Here is a 19,059-nt window from a genome sequence, read left to right as displayed (position 1 = left end):
TTAGTTTTCTGCAATCAGTGGGAGTTCGACCATCTCTGTCGTGACAACGCTACCAGGTCGAGCCCGCACCAAACCCTCGACGACAATCGTTTCCGTGCCATCCAATCCCTCTCGTACAACGCGGTAGCCATCAATTCTTGGCCCAGGTCTGATTTGCTTTGGCGTAACGTTTCCGTCTGAGTCTACGGTCATCACCAGCCGACGGTTTTGATCAGACGCTATTGCGGCATCAGGGATCAATATCCCCTCATAGGGAAGCGATCCGGGCACGTTGACACGCCCGAACAAGCCGGGAGTCAAGAGTTCATCAGGATTGTCAAGAACCGCGCGGACACGCATGGTGCCGGTTTCGTCGTCTATACGGTTTTCAGAAAAATCAAGTGTCCCGACTTGAGGTGGAATTGATCTATCGGCCACTCTGACGCGCACTTCGAGGCTGGCCGCGCCTTCTTGCAAGACCGAGCCGCGCGCTCGTGCGTCGCGGGCATATGCCAGAAAATACCTTTCATCGATGTCGAAGTAAAAATAGATCGGATCCGTTGAGACAATGGAGGTCATCATCGTGTCTTGAGCAGTGACAAGGTTCCCTGGATCAATCCTTGCTTGGTCTATACGTCCGGACATAGGAGCGCGGATTTCGGAATACTCTAAATCCAGCTCGGCAAGTTCAAGCGCGGCTCTGGCCTGTTCGAGTGCGCCTTGTGCGGCCAGGAAAGCCTCCCGACGCTGGTCGACGACGCTTTCGGCAATGTTGCCGTTTCTGACAAGGGCTTCAGCTCGCTCCAGTTGGTCTGACGTGAACTCGCTTGTGGCCTCGGCAATGTTGATTTGCGCTCTTGCTTGTCGCAACGCTGTGCGGAACTGTCTTTGGTCGATCGTAAACAGCAACTGCCCTTCTTCGACGAGACTTCCATCCCGAAAATACACTTCGTCCAGGAACCCAGAAACCCGAGCACGGATATCAACATCTGCCGCAGCGCCAAAACGACCGACAAACTCGTCGTCCTCCACAATGGATTTGACCACTGGCTTGGCAACAGTGACGAGCGGCGGGCCTTGCTGTGCAAAAAGACTAGTGGCTGCACAGATCACGAGCGTTACGACAACTAGATGAAGGCTGTTTCGCAATTCCATGTCCCTCAAGACTTAAGTCCACTTATAGGCACAACCGGGGTAGATAGATTTGAACAACGCTAGCTAGCTCAATGTCCAATACCATCAATCGGGACATTTGGCATTGTAACAGAAAACGGTGGCAGGTCGCAGGTAAACTCGTCAGGCTGCACAATTTTTCAGCATCTTTGCGTTTTGGTCTTGAGTATAATTCAAACCGATACTCCAGCCTTCGTCAAATTCTAAGAGGTGCCATTAGCAAGAATCAACAATGCCAAGCACAACGAGCAAAACAACGAATGTGGAGGCTGTCTGGTTGCCTAGTTCGGCGCGCCTAAACGCGAGCCCTGGTGACGTCGGATTCACACGCACCGATTGAAGGCAAGAATGGCTACCCTCGAACAGTATTGATGTTTGAGCATGGACGCCGGCATCGTAAGCTTCTTGAGCAATGGTTTGCGCAACAAAAGGATGTTCCAGAGCGCACAATCCAAATGGGTTCGTATCATGCCATGTTAGGCTGCGTATTGGCTGGGACGGGTGCCGCGCTGGTTCCGCACAGCGTCATTGATACCTTTCCGTCGGCTCATAGACTGCGGGTAATGCATCTGCCAGAAGGAAGCAATGTGTTGCGAACAATGCTGGCTTGGCCGAAAGGAAAATTGTCATCCAATGTCGAAGCACTAAGAAATGCGGTCAAAGATCATGCCGACCAAGCCCGAGTCTTGGAACTAAAATAGACTGTTGAGAAGAGAACGGTGAAGAAGACCACTCGCCGCCATTAAAGTAGCACTCTGTTACTGTCGGGAACAGCGCTATTTAAGAGTTCTCGTGGGCGTGCTGACCGATCGTAGGGGTTCGACTCGCAGGCGTGTACATTAGTAGACTTGTTGCCTGCCTGAAGTTGCCCACATGGCTGACCTGAAAAGCGGCGGCTGATGTTGGGAACCGAAACACTTCGGCAACAACAGTTTGGCAGAAAACTCATTGAAAATAAGTGGTTCTCTTTTGGACCGTTCAGTACCACCCTCTCTGGAGCAATCTGAGCCGCGGTTTGTGCCGTGCACGATAAAGGTATCGGGCCCAGAGTGCGAACACAGGTGTCAGCATACCGGCATCAATCTCTATGCGGTCTTGCAATCGGATGCCGGTCTCGATCTCCATAACCGTAAGACAGTGCAGCCATATCTTCACACCAGCACCTCGTTCGGATGATCGAAGGATCATACGCTGATTGTCGCATTCCAACACCTCTATGCGATAGGGTTGCGCAGGGAGTTTGCCGAAGAGCGACACCATCACTTTCAACCTCTGCCCTGTTTTGGTGCGCCCGGCTGGCAATCCCTCAAACGAGACCAATCCTTCCATAACTTCGCTCAGCGTCGCATAGTCGATGGCCAACGCCCACAATCTTGACGTGCTTACGGGATAGTCGTTCTGTAAAGTGACAATCCTCATGCGTGCCTCGTCAGTTCCTGCGCGCCATACATCTGATCTCGATGCAAGCGCCTTCCCGTACAGAACCCGCGACTTCGATCGCTGTCTATGCAGGGAATGGTTCCGACACATATTTCGCCCGTATGTCTTTGAACGCATTCAGATGGTCACGCAGACCAACGTGGTAGCTGGTCATCTCCACCAGATGTTCGAAGCTCAGTCCGGCTTCGGCCAGCACCATCCCGATCTTCTCAAAGACCGCCTCAATCTGGTCGGTTGGGTCATCAGCCAGTAAGCCGTCCGAATCAGCACCTGAGAAACCGGTCATGAAGACGAAGCCGCCGTGTTCGAGCCCCGGTGACATCATCCAGTCCGTTACGTAGCTTTTGAGGCTTTCCGGAACAACAGGTTTCGGCATTGTCTACCCTTTCAGATGCATTGTGTTTCTAATGGTGTTATCGCAGTACATCAGGGCTCTAGCTGCCAAGCAAAAGAAGTGCTGAACAAACGAACCAGACAAGCCAGTGTGGCAGTCGCCACAGGCTGACTGTAGTTTTGCGCAGGACCTTCATCTGGATGACCCAAACCACGCCCCACAAAAAGAACAGCAATCCAAAAAGCAAGATTGCCGGACGCTCCAACGGACCAAGGTTCAGGACGGCGATGCCGAACAGCGCCGCCGCAACCACCAGAAGATCGACAGACAGCATCTGAAAGGCGCACATGGCCTGGACCCAATTGGTGTTGCGTTGCGTCTCCGATCTGGGTGGGGCGAGTGTGGCAGTCTCTTTTGTACCGATGACAACATGAGCCAGAAAGGCGGCCAGCGTAATGCAGGCAACGATGAAAACCCAAATGTTCAAGTGATATCTCCGCTATGTGAAACGTGGCAAAGGCGGGTCAGTCGTTTGAGGCCGATGCTGGCCGCAACCCGGCCCCTAGCATTGAAATTGCCTCGCGGACCAAACGCTTGTGCCGCCGCCGTGCTATGTCAAACAAACTCATATGCAAAACTACTCCATCCATCATGCTGGCCAGCGCGCGGCCTATCGAGGCGGCGTCATAGTGCTCTGCAACCTGCTTTCGTTTTTGAAGATGTGAGATCTGGTTGGCGTAGTGGGCGCCCAGACGATCAAAAAACCGGGCCACATGCTGCGAGAAATCCTCCGATGCAAAACTTGGACCGAACACCTCGAAGAAGACACGAAGAAATGAAGCCTGCTCGGTTGGGATATCCATCGTTCGGTTGAGCTCATCGAGAAAGGCATCAAGCGTCTCGCAAGTCTGACCTTTTTTGATCCGGTCTTCCAGCATTGCAAAATGGCGATCGACAATCGCCTTCGTCATCGCGTCCTTGCTGTTGAAATAAATGTAGAGTGTACCTTTGGCCAAGCTGGCAGCGTGTGCAACATCGCTCATCGATGACGCATGATAGCCCTTTTCAACAAAAACCTTCAGGGCCGCATCGAGGATTTCACCTCGCATTTTCACTTTGTCCACAACCTTGGGCATTCACCCGCAACCCCTGCTGCTTTCTTTCGTGCCCACCATAGATACAGAACTATTATGACCGGATGGTCATTTTTGTCGCATCCACTTTAATGACCAAACGGTCATTATAAATCAATTCTGCAAACAACCTTGCCATCATTTTTTGCTGTAACGGCAAACACACAAACCAAAGTCATGGGTAAAATACCGACTCTAAGGAGAAGACATGCAGCCCGATCATCATCTGTGCGAAGATGCCCTTGTCGCTCCACTGCTTCCAACGATTGTACAGGGTCTTATGGGGTCCATAGGCTGGGGGTGCATCACGCCATCGTAAGCCGTTGTGATTGATGAAGATAATCCCACTCAGTACTCGGCTGTCATCAACACGAGGCTTACCGTGGAACTTGGGAAAGAAGGGCTCAAGACGCGCCATCTGTGCCTTTGTCAGCCAGAAAAGATCAGACATGTTCACCGCCCGTTTTTTTTGAGCCGTGAATCATGCCACTCGCCGGAAATCAATGGGTCCTGACCCAAGGGTTGCAAATAGCGGGTCTGCCGCCAAAGCCGCTCGAGAAGCGCCATAGCCGGCGCCGCCGAAAGAGCAGGCCAACTGCGATAGACGGAAAAATGAGCGCCGTCAAAGGCAATAGCAGTGAGAGAATTGGCGCCATGTGCGCACGTTACTCGGACCTCGAAATCTAGCGAGCGAGGCCGTTTGCGGTATCGCAGCATTAATAAGTGAATCTGACAAGGCGCGGTGCGGTAGGCTGGTCCCAACTTACGTCATCCGTCCGTATCATACAAATCTCTTGCGGCAGTTTGATACAATCAATATTCGTTTAAATAATTTGAAAGCATCTGAACATCAGTGACAGTTATTTGTAATATCTGATAGTCCTTGATTGATAAATCCATTCACGGAGCGACCCATGTTGAGCAAGCCGTTTCTGACGACCCAGGACATTGCAGAACTCTTGAAAGTTGGCGAACCGACCGTTCGTTCTTGGATTCGCCAGCAGAAGCTTCGAGCGGTGAAGCTTGGGCGGGAGTTCCGGGTCGCAGCAAAGGACCTTGAGGCTTTTGTCAACGAACATGCAACCCGCGAACCCAGTTGGCGAGACGAGGTGAAGCTTGACCGGCCGTGAGCGTGCTTACTCGGACTTGTCAGATGGGATTGAAGCCGGTGCCGCCCAACGGCTCTGAATTGTAACCTGCTCCAGGGGAAATCAGCATAAATGACCGAAGCCATCGAAGGCTACATCTTCTATGAGATCGCGGCGTTGCTGGTGCTCGCCGCTGGCGTTGGCTTTATTGGGCTTTTGTTGCGCCAGCCGTTGATCGTCAGTTTCATTGCCGTGGGTATCCTCGCTGGTCCATCGTTGCTTGATATCGTGCGTTCAGACGTTCAGATCGATCTACTGGCTGAATTGGGCATCGCGGTGTTGCTCTTTCTTGTGGGTCTGAAACTCGATTTCAACCTTGTGCGCACGCTTGGCCCGGTGGCGCTTGTCACCGGACTTGGACAAGTAGCCTTCACCACTGTTTTCGGCTTTATTCTGGCACTCATCCTCGGACTAGATGCTCTCACAGCCATCTATGTCGCCATCGCGCTGACGTTTTCTTCGACGATCATCATCGTCAAGCTCTTGTCCGATAAGCGCGAGATCGATGCACTGCACGGACGGATCGCCCTTGGTTTTCTGATTGTGCAGGATATCGTGGTCGTTATCGCCATGATAGCGCTTTCGGCGATCGGTGTGGGCGGCGCTGCTGCGGAGGGCGATAATGCGGTGTCCGAGGTACTGACCGTGCTGTGCTACGGATTGGCGATGCTCGCTTTCGTAGTTCTTTTCATCCGGTATGTAGCCAACCCGTTGGTGGAACGTCTGTCCCGTGCGCCCGAGCTTTTGGTGTCCTTTACAATCGGTTGGGCGGCATTGCTTGCTGCTGTCGGCCATTACCTCGGCTTCGGCAAGGAACTCGGGGGGCTACTCGCAGGTGTTTCCCTAGCATCTACGCCCTTCCGCGAAGCAATCGCCGCGCGGTTGGCGTCGTTGCGGGACTTCTTGCTTTTGTTCTTCTTCATCGCACTCGGAGCGTCTCTGGACCTTTCCGTGCTCGGGGCGAGCGTCCTGCCGGCTTTGGTTCTGTCCTTGTTTGTGCTGATCGGCAATCCGCTCATTGTGCTTGCCATCATGGGGGCCATGAACTTTCGCAAGCGCACGGGCTTTCTTGCCGGTTTAACCGTGGCTCAGATCAGTGAGTTTTCCCTTATCTTCATGGCGATGGGTGTTGCGATCGGTCATGTAGCAGATGAGGCCCTTGGCCTCGTGACGCTTGTCGGTCTCGTGACCATTGCTGCATCGACTTACATGATAACCTATTCCCATCAACTCTACACGTTTTTTGAACCTGCGCTCGGCATCTTCGAGCGCCGCAATCCAACGGCCGAAGATGAAAACACTGCAGAGGCGGCGCGTCCCCATGACGTAATCCTCTTTGGCTTAGGTCGGTATGGTTTAGGCATCGCTTCAGCACTCCGGGACAGTGGCAAGCGCATACTCGGCGTCGACTTCAGCCCCGAGAGTGTCCGGCATGCTCGCGCGCAAGGCTTCGATGTCATCTTCGGCGATGCGACTGATCCAGAATTTCTGGAACACCTGCCACTGGCGCGTGCGGAATGGCTGGTGATGGCGGTTCCCGAGCACGCAACCGGGCTCACCCATGACGATCCCCGCCATGCGTTGCTGAAGGCCGTAAGAGAGATCGGCTATCGGGGAAAGATCGCCGTTGCCGCACATCAGGACGCGTCGGCGGATGCTTTGAGGGTGGAGAAGGCGGATCTTGTTCTGATGCCATACCGCGACGCTGCCTTCGCGGCGGCCCGGATGATCGCGCGCGACGCGCCCGCGCCCAAGTCTCTGACCGAAGATCCCGAGGGCCAGAAGGAGTTGCTGGCATGAGTCCGGGTTTGGACAGACCGAAGAAGATATTGGCAGTCGCGGACGTCACCGACGCGATGATTGCCGTCAAAAGCGCGCTCAACCTAGCTAGGACACACGGAGCGTCGCTGGAGATCATCGCCTGTGTGGAGCCGCCGCATGATTTATCGATCCTCTCTCGGGTATCCGGTGCAAACTCTGACACGCTGATGGAACATGCGATCAAACAGGCACATCAGACGCTTGAAGCGCGGTTGGCCACTTTCATACCAAACGGTTCGATCAGTCTTTCAGTGGTGGTCGGCAAAGAGTATCTTGAAATCATCAGGCACGTTACAAAATCGGACTGCGATGTCGTCGTTAAGATGGCTGAACCGCTGTCAGGTTTTGACCGCTTCCTGTTTGCCAGCACCGATCAACATCTGTTGCGCAAATGCCCATGTCCCGTTTGGCTTGTGATGGGCGTGCCATCGAAAGCGCCAAGACGTATTCTGGCCACAGTCGATCTGGATATTCAGGACGCTGCGGAGCCAGAGACACTGGCTGAACTAAACCGCCGCGTGATCCATGCCGCTTGTATAATTGGGGATGCATCTGAGTGTGAGATCATCGTGCTGCATGCATGGGACGCGATCGGCGATGGCATGATTTGGGCGTTCTCCAATACCAGAGATGCGCGCCTTTCGGCAGATCGATACGTCAACGAAATCCTCGACGCGCGGCATGAAGAAATGGAGCGCCTCCTTGGCCATATGCGCAAGAACCTCGGACCGCGGGTGCGTTTGATACCGCGCATGATACGCGGACTGCCAGAAGCGGTCATACACGAACAGAGTCGCATAGTTTCGGCTGAAGTCGTGGTTATGGGCACCGTTGCGCGAACAGGCATAAGCGGTGTGCTGATCGGAAACACAGCCGAAAATATACTCAACAGTCTGGATTGCCCGGTCCTCGCCGTCAAACCAGAAGGTTTTGCAAACCCGTTTTTTGGTGCGTAACAGTCTGGGACCACAGTTGTTGTTATAGTTTCCCGCCTTACCAAACTCGCGACTTCTAGATTCTCAAGCAGATCGCTATTCCCATGAAACTCTGGCATGACCTGTGCGTATCAGTGCAGTAGCTTAGGAGCAAGACAAGGTAGGATTGGGCTCAAATCAGCCATTCGCCGCATCCGGTAAGCCTGTTCGTTTTTAGACACTTGGGTTAGCTTTTTTGCCTAAACGTCAAATTCGTACGCCGTTCAACAGCAAACCTCAGGCACCAGTGTCCGAAATGCGGCTAAACGGCCAGAGCCGGCCCTTCATGCTCCAGCTCAGGCCAAACGCCACCAGGGCCAGCGCCTCGAACCAGAAGGTCAGGTTGTTTTGGTTCCACCAGAACCAACGTTCTGACCCCTCATCAATAAAGACCGCCTTCATCAGCAAGGCAACAATCGCCAGCAGGATCAGCAATCCAAAGACCAGATACCAAAGGTTTCGCTGACCCTTGGTGGCCGACAGCTCGACTGCGCCTTGGGCATCCTGACGGATCGCTTTTAAGGATTGCGGGCGCCGGAATACCACAATCGAGAAATAGGCCAGCACCAGGAACATACCGCCCGCAGAGATAAAGTGCAGGTTTTCCAGTATGACATTTACAGCATCCGGCCCACCCCAGAAATTGAACCCGATGTTTCCCTCTACTGCGCCAGCGCCAGGGGCATGCCCGCCTTGGGCGTTGCCCAGAAACACCCTTGCCATGCTGCCACCAAAGCGCTCGCAGCCTGTACCATCTGTTGGAATGAAAGCGACACCAAAAGCACACAGACCCGCGAAACGGGCCAGCCAGATATCCAGTGGCTTATGGCCCAGATAGCCGTCGACACGTCCCGTGGTTCCGGCCTTGTGGTCCGGTAGCCTGTAGAAAAACAGCAGCAGCACACCAATAAAGCTGAGCGCCCCGACCAGCAGGTCGCCGCCCAGTCGGGTGTAGTAATAATGGCTGATGGAATCGATGGTTGGGCAGGCTCCGCTGATCCTGCCGGCGATGAGCAGGGCAAAGGGCAAACCCAGCGCCACCAATCCAACACTCTTGTTCACGGCTTTCAGGCTGATCTGAAACGGCAACCCGCTTTGCGCATCCTGTTCGAGGACACGGAACTCCTGTTGGGAAATCATACCCAATCCTCCAATAGCTCAAACAATAGCGGAATTATCGCCCCAAGAGCCCTTCAACGCAAGAACCGGGCAGTGCGCAGGACTTGTCAGCACAGTCATGGACCGGCAGTGTGAGCTGTATGGACCATCGCGCACTGATCGCCTCGATGCCGGCCGGGGCCAAGGACAGGCTGCAAGAACGCTCTGATGCGGCCGGGCTTTGGCACCTGACTCTTCACCTGACCGCTCTGACCGCGTGCAGCGCCGGGATTGCTTTGAAAGTCCCGTTTTGGCCGGCGTTGATCCTGCCGCAAGGGATCCTGTTGGTCTTTCTTTTTACCCTCAGTCACGAATGCACCCACAAGACGCCGTTCAGAACCGGCTGGGTGAACGACGCGGTCGGTCATCTGGTCTCGGTCCCGATCGCCCTGCCCTTTACCTGGTTTCGCTATTTCCATCTGGCACATCACAAATGGACCAATCACCCGGACAACGATCCTGAACTGGCCGGTAAACCCCGTCCCGATAACTGGCGCAGCATGGCCGTTTATCTGAGCGGATGGCCGTACTGGTCGGGCATGGCGCGCACTTTGATGCGCAATGCCAGCGGACGGATCGAGGCACCCTATCTGCCGAAGCGCCAGCACCGCGCCATCCGGATCGAAGCCCTCATTCTTCTGGCGGTATACGCTATCGCCGCTGGCAGCCTGTTCTTTACCTCAACCCTGTTCTGGGCGTGGCTGCTGTCGGTGCTGATCGGACAGCCGTTTCTGCGGCTGTATCTGCTGGCGGAACATGGGCTCTGTCCCTCGGTCGCTGATATGCTGGAGAACTCGCGCACCACCTTCACCAACCGGATCATCCGCTTTGTGGCCTGGAACATGCCCTATCACGCGGAACACCACGCCTTTCCCAACGTGCCATTCCACCACCTGCCCGCCTTGCACGACTGGACGCGGGCGCATCTGAAATCCACGTCCAAAGGCTATGCGGCGTTTACGGCAGACTACGCGCGCGCTCTGGGGCGCTGACAGTGCCGCCGCCCACCAGTGCCTGAACGCCGGTTGTTCCGGGGCACGAGGTCGGCAAACCCCGCGCCACACGCACGGCGAGATAGGCAAAGGCCTGCGCCTCGAGCATATCTCCGTTCAGACCCACGGATTCGACCGGTTCCACCGGGCAGTCCAGCGAGACCCGCAACATCTCCATCAAAACCGGGTTGTGCCGCCCGCCGCCGGTCACCAGTACGCGCTCCGGTGGCTTGGGGCAGTGTTCCATCCCCTGCGCAACGCCCGCCGCACACATGCCGGTCAAGGTCGCAACGGCGTCCGCGTCGCTGAGCTCTTTCACCAGCCCGATCATCTCGGCAAAATCGTTCCGATCCAACGACTTTGGTGGCATCCGTGCAAAGAACGGCTCGGCCAGAAACAGCTCCAAAGCGCCGGTTTCCACCGTCCCCCCGCGCGCAACCGCCCCATCGCGATCCATCGACACGCCACGACGCGCCCGCATCAAATCATCGACCGGCGCGTTGGCAGGACCAGTGTCAAACGCCAGCAACGCGCCAGCGATGTCCGGCCCATCAAAGGACGGGTCCACATAGGTCAGATTTCCCACACCCCCAGGTTCAGAAAACACAGCGGCTTTTCGGCCCCAATCCATTTGGCGCAGGCGAAATGGAAGAACGGCGCCAGTGGCGCGCCCTCGCCCCCCAACTTCACATCATCGCTACGAAAGTCCCAGACCACCGGCAGGCCAAGTGCCTGCGCCAGCCCGAACCCATCGCCCACCTGCAAGGTGCCGCGCCCGCGCGGCTCATGCGCGAGCGTCTGACCATGAAAGCCGATCAGATCGACATCCTCAAACTCCGACAGCACCTCGGCATGGGCGCGGGTCACCAGTTCATCCGCAGTCTTGACCTGCGATCCATGCCAGTGTCCCAGCGCGTCGCGCAGTTGGGATCGCTCGGCTTCGGAATAGGCGCGATACCCGGTCTCGCCAAAGTTGAAAATCCGATGCCCGTCCGTTTCAACGATTGCGGCGTCCACCCCATCCAGTGACGTGCCCGACATAGCCCCTAAGGCCTTAACCGCCCGGTTGGTCTTGATGGACAAGTCCACACCTCACTCCTGCTTGTTCTTGCTTGCCATCGCCACGCGCCCCGGTTGTGCTCCAAGGCTACGTAGCTGCTGCAGCCTGCCCTTTAATCGAAACGCAAGGCAAGGCCCATGCTGGGCCAATAGCAACTTTTTTGAGCGTCAGCGGCATGTGGCCAACACCACTGGCTCGCAGCCGCCCAAGGCCCGTTGCGTAATTTGAGTATCTGCGCAAGCCTTGTTAAATATTGGAACCGCAGGACAGTGCGTAACGGAAGATCAATGGGCCAATCGAAGACACCAACCCAACCCAAATCGGTTGAAGGACGCAACTATCAGCTGATTTTCTGGTCCGGTGCGCTGGCAACCATTGGCAATCAGTTGGTCAACCCCCGGCTGGTTCTACCGTTCCTGTATCTCGCACTTGGGGCTCCTACCTTCATAGCAGGCCTCTTGCTGCCGTTCGTCACCGGTGCGCGCCTGATCGCCGAAATCTTCGTCTCGCCCTTCATCAACCGCGTGACCCGCGCGAAGCTTGCAGTCTATGTTCCGAACATCCTGACCGGGACAGTTCTGGCCGTACTGGCCCTGTCTGCAACCACTCTGCCACAACTTATGGTGATCTTGCTGTTCCTCGTCACGGCCATCGTCATGGGCCTGTGTCAGGGTATCACCAGCCTGGGCACCAGCCAGATCTACGGCGTGTCCGTCCCGGACGCCAAACGCAACCGTATGGTCTTTGCTCAAGCCACAATCTCCGGGATTCTCGCGATCATCGTTGTCTGGCTCACCAAGGACCTTCTGGTCTCGGACCAACCGATGCAGCGCCATATTGTGGTGATGTGGTGCGGCGTGATTGCCATGTTTGCCGCCGGGATCAGCTTTGCCGGGGTCAGGATTTTCGAAGAAGACCGCGCAGCCGCGCCAAAACCCGCGCGCAAGCCAAAGCCGATGGCCGAACTGAAAACCGGTTTCAAAACCGGCATGGCGTACCCCTGGTACAGAAAATTCCTGACGGCGCGGCTGATCTTTGTCTCGGTCGAGCTGGCCATGCCGTTCTATACGATCCACGCCGCAACCTACCATGTTGGGACCAAACACTCGCTGAGCTATTTCGTAATGGCGGCGAGCGCCGGTGTGGTGATTGGCTCCATCGTTTGGGGTTGGCTCAGCGGGCGGATCACGGTCAAACCGGTGATGTGGCTGGGTTGTCTGATCTCGACCCTGTCCGCTGTTTTGGCGCTTGGGTTCACAATGATGGGCTACGCACAGAACGTCTGGCTTTATGCGCTGGTCATCCTGTTGCTATCGCTGGGCGGCAACGGCGTCATCTACGGCCGCTACCTGTATGTGATCGAAATGACCAACGAGAAAGAACGCCCCTATCTCGTCGCCCTTGGCGATGTCATCGCTGGTCTGGTTGGCATTGGATTTGCCGCAATCTTGGGCGCGGTGGCCCATCTGCAGGATCCGATTACACCGATCTTCATTCTGGCCGCGCTCAACCTGATCGCGATGCTCTATGCGTTCCGTCTGCCCCCCACCAAACAGGCGCGTGCGGCACCTGCGCAGTAGGTACGGAGTTCCTGCGAAAAGGTGCCTTTTCCTCGCTGACCCTGCCGCCTATACAGTGCCGCGCAACACTAACCCGAGGCACGATATGACCTACCACCCCAAATCGGATTTCATCGCCACGATGATCGAGCGCGGTTTTCTGGCCGACTGCACCGATTATCAGGGCCTTGATGAGGCGCTGATCAGCGGGGTGCAGACGGCTTATATCGGCTATGACGCCACGGCGCAGTCGCTGCATGTGGGTCACCTGATGAACATCATGGTGCTGCGCTGGCTGCAAAAGACCGGCCATAAGCCGATCACCCTGATGGGTGGCGGCACCACCAAAGTGGGCGACCCGTCGTTCCGGTCGGACGAGCGTCCGTTACTGGGCCCCGAACAGATCGACGCCAATATCGCGGGCATGAAACAGGTGTTCTCGAAATACCTGTCCTATGACGACAGCGAGACCGGCGCGCTGATGTTGAACAACGCTGAATGGCTAGACGAGTTGAACTATCTTGATTTCCTGCGCGACATCGGGCGGCACTTTTCTGTCAACCGGATGTTGTCGTTTGAATCGGTGAAATCCCGGCTGGACCGCGAGCAGTCGCTGTCCTTCCTCGAGTTCAACTACATGATCCTGCAGGCCTATGACTTCCTTGAATTGAACCGTCGCTATGGCTGCGTTCTGCAGATGGGCGGTAGCGACCAGTGGGGCAATATCGTCAACGGCGTCGATCTCACCCGCCGCGTGCTGGATCAAGAGATTTACGGCCTGACAACGCCCCTGCTGACAACCAGCGATGGCCGCAAGATGGGCAAATCGCAAGGTGGCGCGGTCTGGTTGAACGGCGATATGCTGTCGCCCTACGAGTTCTGGCAATTCTGGCGCAACACGACCGATGCGGATGTGGGCCGGTTCCTGAAGATTTTCACCGAACTGTCGGTCGAGGACTGCGACCGGTTGGGTGCGCTCGAGGGTTCCGAGATCAACGAAGCCAAAATCCGCCTCGCCAATGAGGTGACCACCCTGCTGCACGGAGCGGACGCCGCGGCCACTGCCGAAGCGACGGCTCGAGAGGTGTTTGAAAAAGGCGGTGTTGGCGGTGACCTGCCGACTCTGACACTCAGCACCGCCGAACTGGGCGATGGTATGTCGATTGTGCAGCTAATCGTAAAGTCCGGCCTTGCCAAATCGGGTAAAGAGGCCAAGCGCCTGATCGCCGAAAACGGGGCTAAGCTCGACGATGCGCCGCTGACAGATGCCGGTCTTATGATCGATGCCGGTGCCTTGTCCTCGCCCATCAAACTGAGTGCCGGCAAGAAACGCCACGCTCTCGTACAGTTGGGCTGACGACCCAAACAACCCAAAAGAAACGGCCACCTCAAAGGGTGGCCTTTTTTTTGTTTTGTATCTGACGCGCAGATCGACGTGTAGCCAAAGTTATCTTTTGCCTTTGCCACCGCCCTTGCCGCCACCTTTGCCGTCGCCGCCCTTGCCGCCGCCTTTACCGTCGCCGCCCTTGCCGCCACCTTTACCGTCGCCGCCCTTGCCGCCACCTTTGCCGCCGCCTTTACCGGGGCCATCGCCCCCGCCGCCGCCGTTACCGGGGTCATCTCCGCCACCGTTGCCCGGGTCATCACCACCACCGTCACCGGGGTCGTCACCACCGCCGCCGTTACCAGGGCCGCTGCCGCCACCCCCGCCCGGCTGTACCGGCCCAAGCTGCGCCACCTGATCCGAATCCCGGTCTTCACCGCGACTGTCGGTTGCAGTGCTGATCGATGCCGTCGGCAGATCGGTCAGCAAAGACGCCAGTCCGGGACACATCGCGCCAGTGTTTTGCAGCGTGGTCGCGAAATCCGACCGGTTTTGCAGCCGCTGCAAAAAACTCGGTGTGACATGCGTGCATTCGCACATCGCCGCATAGTCTCCACTGTTCGCCGCATCGCGCGCAGTTTTCCAGTTACAGACTTCGGGTGCAGCCGCGGCACTGGTGGCCGCCATCGCTCCAAAGATAGGCGCAGCAACCCATGCGGCCATCCTCACTCGTTTACTCATTTGCATTGCGTATCTCCTTACGCAGCGTCACCTGAATGTGACAGTGCATCCGGAGCCGATGTGGGCCACCAACATTAAGAGAACATGAGGACAGGCTGAGGTTACCTTGAGAATAGCGCGTGAATTTCTGGACAGCCCACGAGATATCCAGTTAAATGAACATACGTTCAAATTAACAAAAGGAACCTGCCATGCACGTGTCCACCACCGCCGCCATTGTCACCGGCGGCGCCTCGGGGCTGGGTGAGGCCACGGCCCGCCACTTTGCAGCGCAGGGCGCACAGGTCACGATTCTGGACCGGGATACGGACCGGGGCCCGCAGGTCGCAACCGAAATCGGCGGTCATTTTGCGCAAACAGACGTCACCGATGAGGCCTCGGTCGCCGCCGCGATTGACAAGGCCATGGACAATATGGGCCGGATCACAGCCGCCGTGAACTGCGCAGGCATCGCATACGGTATCAAGACAGTGGGCAAGGACGGCCCCCATCCTTTGGACGCATTCCAGCGCACAATCGACATCAACCTGGTCGGCACCTTCAACGTCTCACGTCTGGCAGCCGTCGAGATGGCCAAGAACGACCCTGAGCCGGATGGCGGGCGGGGCGTGATCATCAACACCGCCTCGATCGCCGCATTTGATGGGCAAAAGGGTCAGGCGGCCTATGCGGCCTCAAAAGGGGGCGTGGTCGGCATGACCCTACCCATGGCGCGGGATCTGGCCTCGACCGGTATTCGGGTGATGACCATTGCACCCGGTATCTTCATGACCCCGATGCTGGCGGGTCTGCCCGAAGACGTGCAGCAACAGCTGGCGGCCGATGTGCCCAACCCGGCCCGCCTTGGCGACCCACAGGAATACGGGCGTCTGGCCGGGTTCATCGTCGAAATGGGTTATCTGAATGGTGAGGTGATCCGCATCGACGGCGCCTTGCGGATGCGCTAAATCAGCAGCATGACCGAGCGGGAGAAGATGGAAGCCGGTGCGTGGTATTGCTGCGTCGATCCGGAACTGGACGCGCTGCGTGCCGCCGCACGCCGCGCTGTTCATGCGCACAACAGCTGCGATCCGGAGACCCGCGGACCGATGGCGCCAGAGCTAAAGGCCCTGTTCGGCGATGCCGGCACCAACTGCTTATTCGAGGCCCCCTTTCACTGCGCCTACGGCATAAACATCCATCTGGGCCAACGCGTTTACTTTAATGCCGGATGCACCATTCTGGATACCGCGCGCGTTCAGATCGGCGATGACTCGATGTTCGGGCCGAATACCCAGATTTATTGCGCACAGCACGCCAAGGACCCGGTCGAGCGCGCGCGCGGCCTGGAAATCGCCCTGCCCGTCACCATTGGCCGAAACGTCTGGGTCGGCGGCGGTGCTATCCTCCTGCCGGGTGTTGCCATCGGCGACAACGCAATCATCGGTGCAGGTAGTGTCGTGACCAGGGATGTGGCTGAAAGCGTTACGGTCGTGGGAAATCCGGCGCGAGTTGTCGGCTAAGCACCCGGTACTGCAGCACCTGTTTTATGTACAGATCAACGGATGCTGGAGTCAAAACGGTGCAGATCAGACTTACTGGCCTTCGGCCTTCTCTTCCAGCATCAGCCACTCTTCTTCTGACGCTGCCAGTTTTTCCTGCCGTTCAACCAGCGCATCGGTGGCCTTCTGAAACTTGACCGGTTCACGCGTGTACAGGTCAGGATCTGACATCAGGTCTTCCAGCTTGGCAATCTCGGCTTCCAGCCGCTCGATCTCGGTCGGCAGCTTCTCAAGCCGGTGTCTTTCAGTAAACGACAGGCCTGTTGTAGGCTTGCTTTCTCGCTTTACCTTCGCTCCGGAACTCTTTGTTTTTTCGACTTTACTCTCGGCGATCTCACCGCGCTGCGCCACGTAGTCCGACCACCCGCCAGCATAAACCGTCGCCTGTCCGTTACCCACCATCGCGACCGTAGTTGTCGCGACGCGGTCCAGGAAGTCCCGGTCGTGGCTCACCAGCAAGACCGTTCCATCATAGTCGTCCAGCAACTCTTGCAGCAGGTCCAGCGTTTCGACATCCAGATCGTTGGTCGGCTCGTCCAGCACCAGCAGGTTCGAGGTCTTGGCCATCAGCTTGGCCAACAGCAAGCGGGCTTTTTCCCCGCCTGACAAGGACTTGACCGCCGCTCTGGCCTGCGCGTCATCGAACAGAAACTCTTTGAGATACCCAACCACATGCTTGGGCTGCCCGCCCACCATCACCTGATCGGCCTTGCCCGAAACCCGCATTTCGGGATCGCCGGTCAGGCTGTCCCAGAGGCTCATTTCAGGATCCAGTTGCGCGCGGGCCTGATCAAACACCGCAATCTCCAGATTGGTCCCAAGGGTCACTTCCCCCTCATCCGGGACCTCTTGACCCAGCAACATCTTCAACAGTGTGGTCTTTCCCACACCATTCGGCCCGACAAAGGCAACGCGGTCGCCACGCTGCACCAACAGATCGAAGTTCCGCACGATCTGCTGGGGTCCAAATGCCTTGCAAACGCCTTTGGCCTCTATCACTTTGCGACCCGATTTAGGTCCGGAGTCCAACGCCATAGCGGCAGACCCCTGGCGTTTTATCTGCGCCGCCTTCTGCGCCCTCAGCGCCTGCAATGCCCGTACCCGCCCCTGGTTGCGCTTGCGCCGCGCGCTGATGCCTTCGACGGCCCATCGTGCCTCGGATTTGATCAGGCGATTGAGCTTGTGCCGCTGCTGGTCTTCTTCTTCCCAGATCTTGTCGCGCCAGCTTTCGAAGGTCTCGAATCCCTGTTCGTGCCGCCGAACGACGCCACGATCGATCCACAGCGTTGCGCGGGTCAGGGCGCGCAAAAACGCCCTGTCGTGGGAAATCAGCACAAATGCCGCCCGCGTCGCGCCCAGTTCGCGCTCCAGCCAAGCAATCGCTTGGATATCCAAATGGTTGGTCGGCTCATCCAACAGCATCAGATCCGGCGCTTCAGCCATCAGTTTGGCCAGCGCCGCCCGCCGCCGCTCTCCACCAGAGGCGGTGTCCACGGCGCGGGAGGGATCGAACTTCAGGCCCTCACCCGCCCGCTCAACCTTGTACAATTCCCCGGGTTCAAGGTCGCTGGACGCATAGTCGCCCAGCGTCGCAAACCCCTCCATCCCGGGGTCCTGCTCCATGTAACCGACGGATTTTCCAGGCGGAATGACGACTTCCCCCTGATCCGGCTCGACCAGGCCCGCCATCACCTTCATCAAAGTGGACTTTCCCGACCCGTTGCGCCCCACCAGCGCCACACGATCACCGGGCTGAACGATCAGATCTAGACCCGAAAACACCGGATCGCCCCCGAACGTCAGGGAAATACCGGACATCTGCAACAAAGGAATTCTCGCCATATCCGGCAGCTAAACCGGCAAGCGCAGGGCGTCAACGCCGCGGCTTCACCTTTTCGGAAATACTCAGATCACCCGGCCACCGCGCGCAGCAAACGTTTCCGTTCGGGGGGGATTGCCCCGATCTCGAGCCCGGTGAACACATGCAGCGTGTTCATATGCCGATCCACCACCGCGTGATCGCTCACCCAGCCGCCCATCATCAAGTAGGTGCGTAACAGCGGCGGCATCCGCAACATTGCCTTCTTTGCATCTGGGCGGCGGCGTAAACGGGAGGCAAAGCGGAACACATCCGGCGCCTTAACCCGCGGCAGCCAGCGCTTTGGGGCCAAATGCCGATGCTTGAGCATGGCGAAGGCGTCCAGATAGTCCGCCGTTTCCGTTCCGGCAAACGAGGAACAGCCAAACAATAGTTTTACATCGTTCTGATCCACATAAGCCGTCATAGCCCCCCACGCGACACGCAGGATGTCGGGATCAGTCCAATCCGGGTGGATGCAGAACCGGCCCATCTCGACCATTCGGCCCGAAAAATCCTCAAGCGCCGACAGATCGTAAAACTGGGCGGAATAGCAGCGCCGAACATCCCCGCCTTGATTGATCGTCAGCATGCGGAAACAACACACCAATTGAGCATCGGCGCGCATATCCTCAACCAGAATATGCGTACAGAGGGCGTCGAAATCGTCCTGATCCGTGGCCCCGGTGCCGAAGGCAAGCGTACGCAGCTTTTGTGCGGCCGCGACATCTTGGTGCGTTTGCGCCAAGCGTGCGCGGTATCGCCCTTTGCTCAACAACACTGCCGTTGCCACGGTCTCATCCTCCGCGGTTGCTGACCCGCTT

The 19,059-nt window shown here is 57.2% G+C and carries 18 protein-coding genes and 2 pseudogenes; 9 read left to right on the top strand and 11 right to left on the bottom strand.

Annotated features, from left to right (window positions below; genetic code table 11):
- Positions 1-1,134, bottom strand: coding sequence for an efflux RND transporter periplasmic adaptor subunit (locus ACR3ES_RS12275; RefSeq protein WP_170434482.1), 1,134 nt, complete (start codon positions 1,132-1,134; stop codon positions 1-3).
- 389 nt (positions 1,135-1,523) lie between these two features.
- Here ACR3ES_RS12275 and ACR3ES_RS12270 point away from each other — a divergent pair, with 389 nt between their 5' ends.
- A complete protein-coding gene (locus tag ACR3ES_RS12270; RefSeq protein WP_480493358.1) occupies positions 1,524-1,853 on the top strand; it encodes a LysR substrate-binding domain-containing protein in 330 nt (109 codons plus the stop codon).
- A 277-nt stretch (positions 1,854-2,130) separates the two neighbouring features.
- On the opposite strand, the gene ACR3ES_RS12265 is transcribed toward ACR3ES_RS12270, so the two are convergent.
- From ACR3ES_RS12265 to ACR3ES_RS12245, 5 genes and pseudogenes are all read right to left on the bottom strand, one after another.
- Entirely contained in the window at positions 2,131-2,571 is a 441-nt protein-coding gene (locus ACR3ES_RS12265) for a hypothetical protein (RefSeq protein ID WP_480425406.1), read from the bottom strand.
- Positions 2,572-2,656: 85 nt separating this feature from the next.
- Positions 2,657-2,968: a Rid family hydrolase gene (locus ACR3ES_RS12260; RefSeq protein ID WP_480425404.1), complete on the bottom strand. Its 312-nt coding sequence runs from the start codon at positions 2,966-2,968 to the stop codon at positions 2,657-2,659.
- A 58-nt stretch (positions 2,969-3,026) separates the two neighbouring features.
- A complete protein-coding gene (locus ACR3ES_RS12255; protein WP_170432401.1) occupies positions 3,027-3,413 on the bottom strand; it encodes a hypothetical protein in 387 nt (128 codons plus the stop codon).
- A 37-nt stretch (positions 3,414-3,450) separates the two neighbouring features.
- The gene (locus ACR3ES_RS12250; protein ID WP_480474227.1) at positions 3,451-4,050 is read right to left on the bottom strand and encodes a TetR/AcrR family transcriptional regulator; all 600 of its coding nucleotides are present in this window, start codon (positions 4,048-4,050) and stop codon (positions 3,451-3,453) included.
- Positions 4,051-4,270: 220 nt separating this feature from the next.
- Positions 4,271-4,510 (bottom strand): annotated as a pseudogene (locus tag ACR3ES_RS12245) (transposase); the annotation flags it as partial.
- A gap of 463 nt (positions 4,511-4,973) precedes the next feature.
- Between ACR3ES_RS12245 and ACR3ES_RS12240 the strand changes: the two are divergent.
- The 3 genes from ACR3ES_RS12240 to ACR3ES_RS12230 all read left to right on the top strand — a co-directional run bounded on the left by ACR3ES_RS12240 (position 4,974) and on the right by ACR3ES_RS12230 (position 7,984).
- Positions 4,974-5,189 carry a helix-turn-helix domain-containing protein gene (locus ACR3ES_RS12240; protein WP_170432407.1) on the top strand — a complete coding sequence of 72 codons (216 nt, stop codon included), beginning with the start codon at positions 4,974-4,976 and terminating at the stop codon, positions 5,187-5,189.
- 90 nt (positions 5,190-5,279) lie between these two features.
- Positions 5,280-7,007: a cation:proton antiporter gene (locus tag ACR3ES_RS12235; protein WP_170432409.1), complete on the top strand. Its 1,728-nt coding sequence runs from the start codon at positions 5,280-5,282 to the stop codon at positions 7,005-7,007.
- Complete coding sequence (locus tag ACR3ES_RS12230) at positions 7,004-7,984, top strand: universal stress protein (RefSeq protein ID WP_170432435.1); 981 nt, start codon at positions 7,004-7,006, stop codon at positions 7,982-7,984. Before ACR3ES_RS12235 ends, ACR3ES_RS12230 begins: the two co-directional genes overlap by 4 nt.
- Before the next feature lie 255 nt (positions 7,985-8,239).
- Here the strand turns inward: ACR3ES_RS12230 and ACR3ES_RS12225 are convergent, their stop codons facing one another.
- A complete protein-coding gene (locus ACR3ES_RS12225; protein WP_170432439.1) occupies positions 8,240-9,142 on the bottom strand; it encodes a hypothetical protein in 903 nt (300 codons plus the stop codon).
- Between the two features lie 119 nt (positions 9,143-9,261).
- Here ACR3ES_RS12225 and ACR3ES_RS12220 point away from each other — a divergent pair, with 119 nt between their 5' ends.
- On the top strand, positions 9,262-10,152 hold the full coding sequence (locus tag ACR3ES_RS12220; protein ID WP_170432442.1) for a fatty acid desaturase: 891 nt from the start codon (positions 9,262-9,264) through the stop codon (positions 10,150-10,152).
- Here ACR3ES_RS12220 and ACR3ES_RS12215 read toward each other — a convergent pair.
- Positions 10,118-11,193 (bottom strand): annotated as a pseudogene (locus ACR3ES_RS12215) (anhydro-N-acetylmuramic acid kinase). The gene ACR3ES_RS12220 and the pseudogene ACR3ES_RS12215 overlap by 35 nt on opposite strands.
- A 306-nt stretch (positions 11,194-11,499) precedes the next feature.
- Here ACR3ES_RS12215 and ACR3ES_RS12210 point away from each other — a divergent pair.
- Both ACR3ES_RS12210 and tyrS read left to right on the top strand, forming a co-directional pair.
- Positions 11,500-12,792 carry an MFS transporter gene (locus tag ACR3ES_RS12210; protein ID WP_170432445.1) on the top strand — a complete coding sequence of 431 codons (1,293 nt, stop codon included), beginning with the start codon at positions 11,500-11,502 and terminating at the stop codon, positions 12,790-12,792.
- An 85-nt stretch (positions 12,793-12,877) separates the two neighbouring features.
- Positions 12,878-14,128 carry a tyrosine--tRNA ligase gene (gene tyrS / locus ACR3ES_RS12205; RefSeq protein ID WP_170432448.1) on the top strand — a complete coding sequence of 417 codons (1,251 nt, stop codon included), beginning with the start codon at positions 12,878-12,880 and terminating at the stop codon, positions 14,126-14,128.
- A gap of 90 nt (positions 14,129-14,218) precedes the next feature.
- Here tyrS and ACR3ES_RS12200 read toward each other — a convergent pair whose 3' ends face one another.
- Entirely contained in the window at positions 14,219-14,842 is a 624-nt protein-coding gene (locus ACR3ES_RS12200; RefSeq protein WP_170432451.1) for a hypothetical protein, read from the bottom strand.
- A gap of 185 nt (positions 14,843-15,027) precedes the next feature.
- Between ACR3ES_RS12200 and ACR3ES_RS12195 the strand changes: the two genes are divergently transcribed.
- Entirely contained in the window at positions 15,028-15,783 is a 756-nt protein-coding gene (locus tag ACR3ES_RS12195; RefSeq protein ID WP_170432454.1) for a 3-hydroxyacyl-CoA dehydrogenase, read from the top strand.
- A gap of 9 nt (positions 15,784-15,792) precedes the next feature.
- Entirely contained in the window at positions 15,793-16,338 is a 546-nt protein-coding gene (locus ACR3ES_RS12190) for a sugar O-acetyltransferase (protein ID WP_170432457.1), read from the top strand.
- A gap of 72 nt (positions 16,339-16,410) precedes the next feature.
- Here ACR3ES_RS12190 and ACR3ES_RS12185 read toward each other — a convergent pair whose 3' ends face one another.
- Positions 16,411-18,219: an ABC-F family ATP-binding cassette domain-containing protein gene (locus tag ACR3ES_RS12185; RefSeq protein WP_480425401.1), complete on the bottom strand. Its 1,809-nt coding sequence runs from the start codon at positions 18,217-18,219 to the stop codon at positions 16,411-16,413.
- Positions 18,220-18,287: 68 nt separating this feature from the next.
- Positions 18,288-19,028 carry a GNAT family N-acyltransferase gene (locus ACR3ES_RS12180; protein WP_170432459.1) on the bottom strand — a complete coding sequence of 247 codons (741 nt, stop codon included), beginning with the start codon at positions 19,026-19,028 and terminating at the stop codon, positions 18,288-18,290.
- Between the last annotated feature and the right edge of the window lie 31 nt (positions 19,029-19,059).

The sequence above is a fragment of the Ruegeria sp. B1 genome (genome assembly GCF_056535885.1).
Note: the sequence above shows the minus strand (reverse complement) of the source record. Positions and strands in the feature narration are given on the sequence as shown.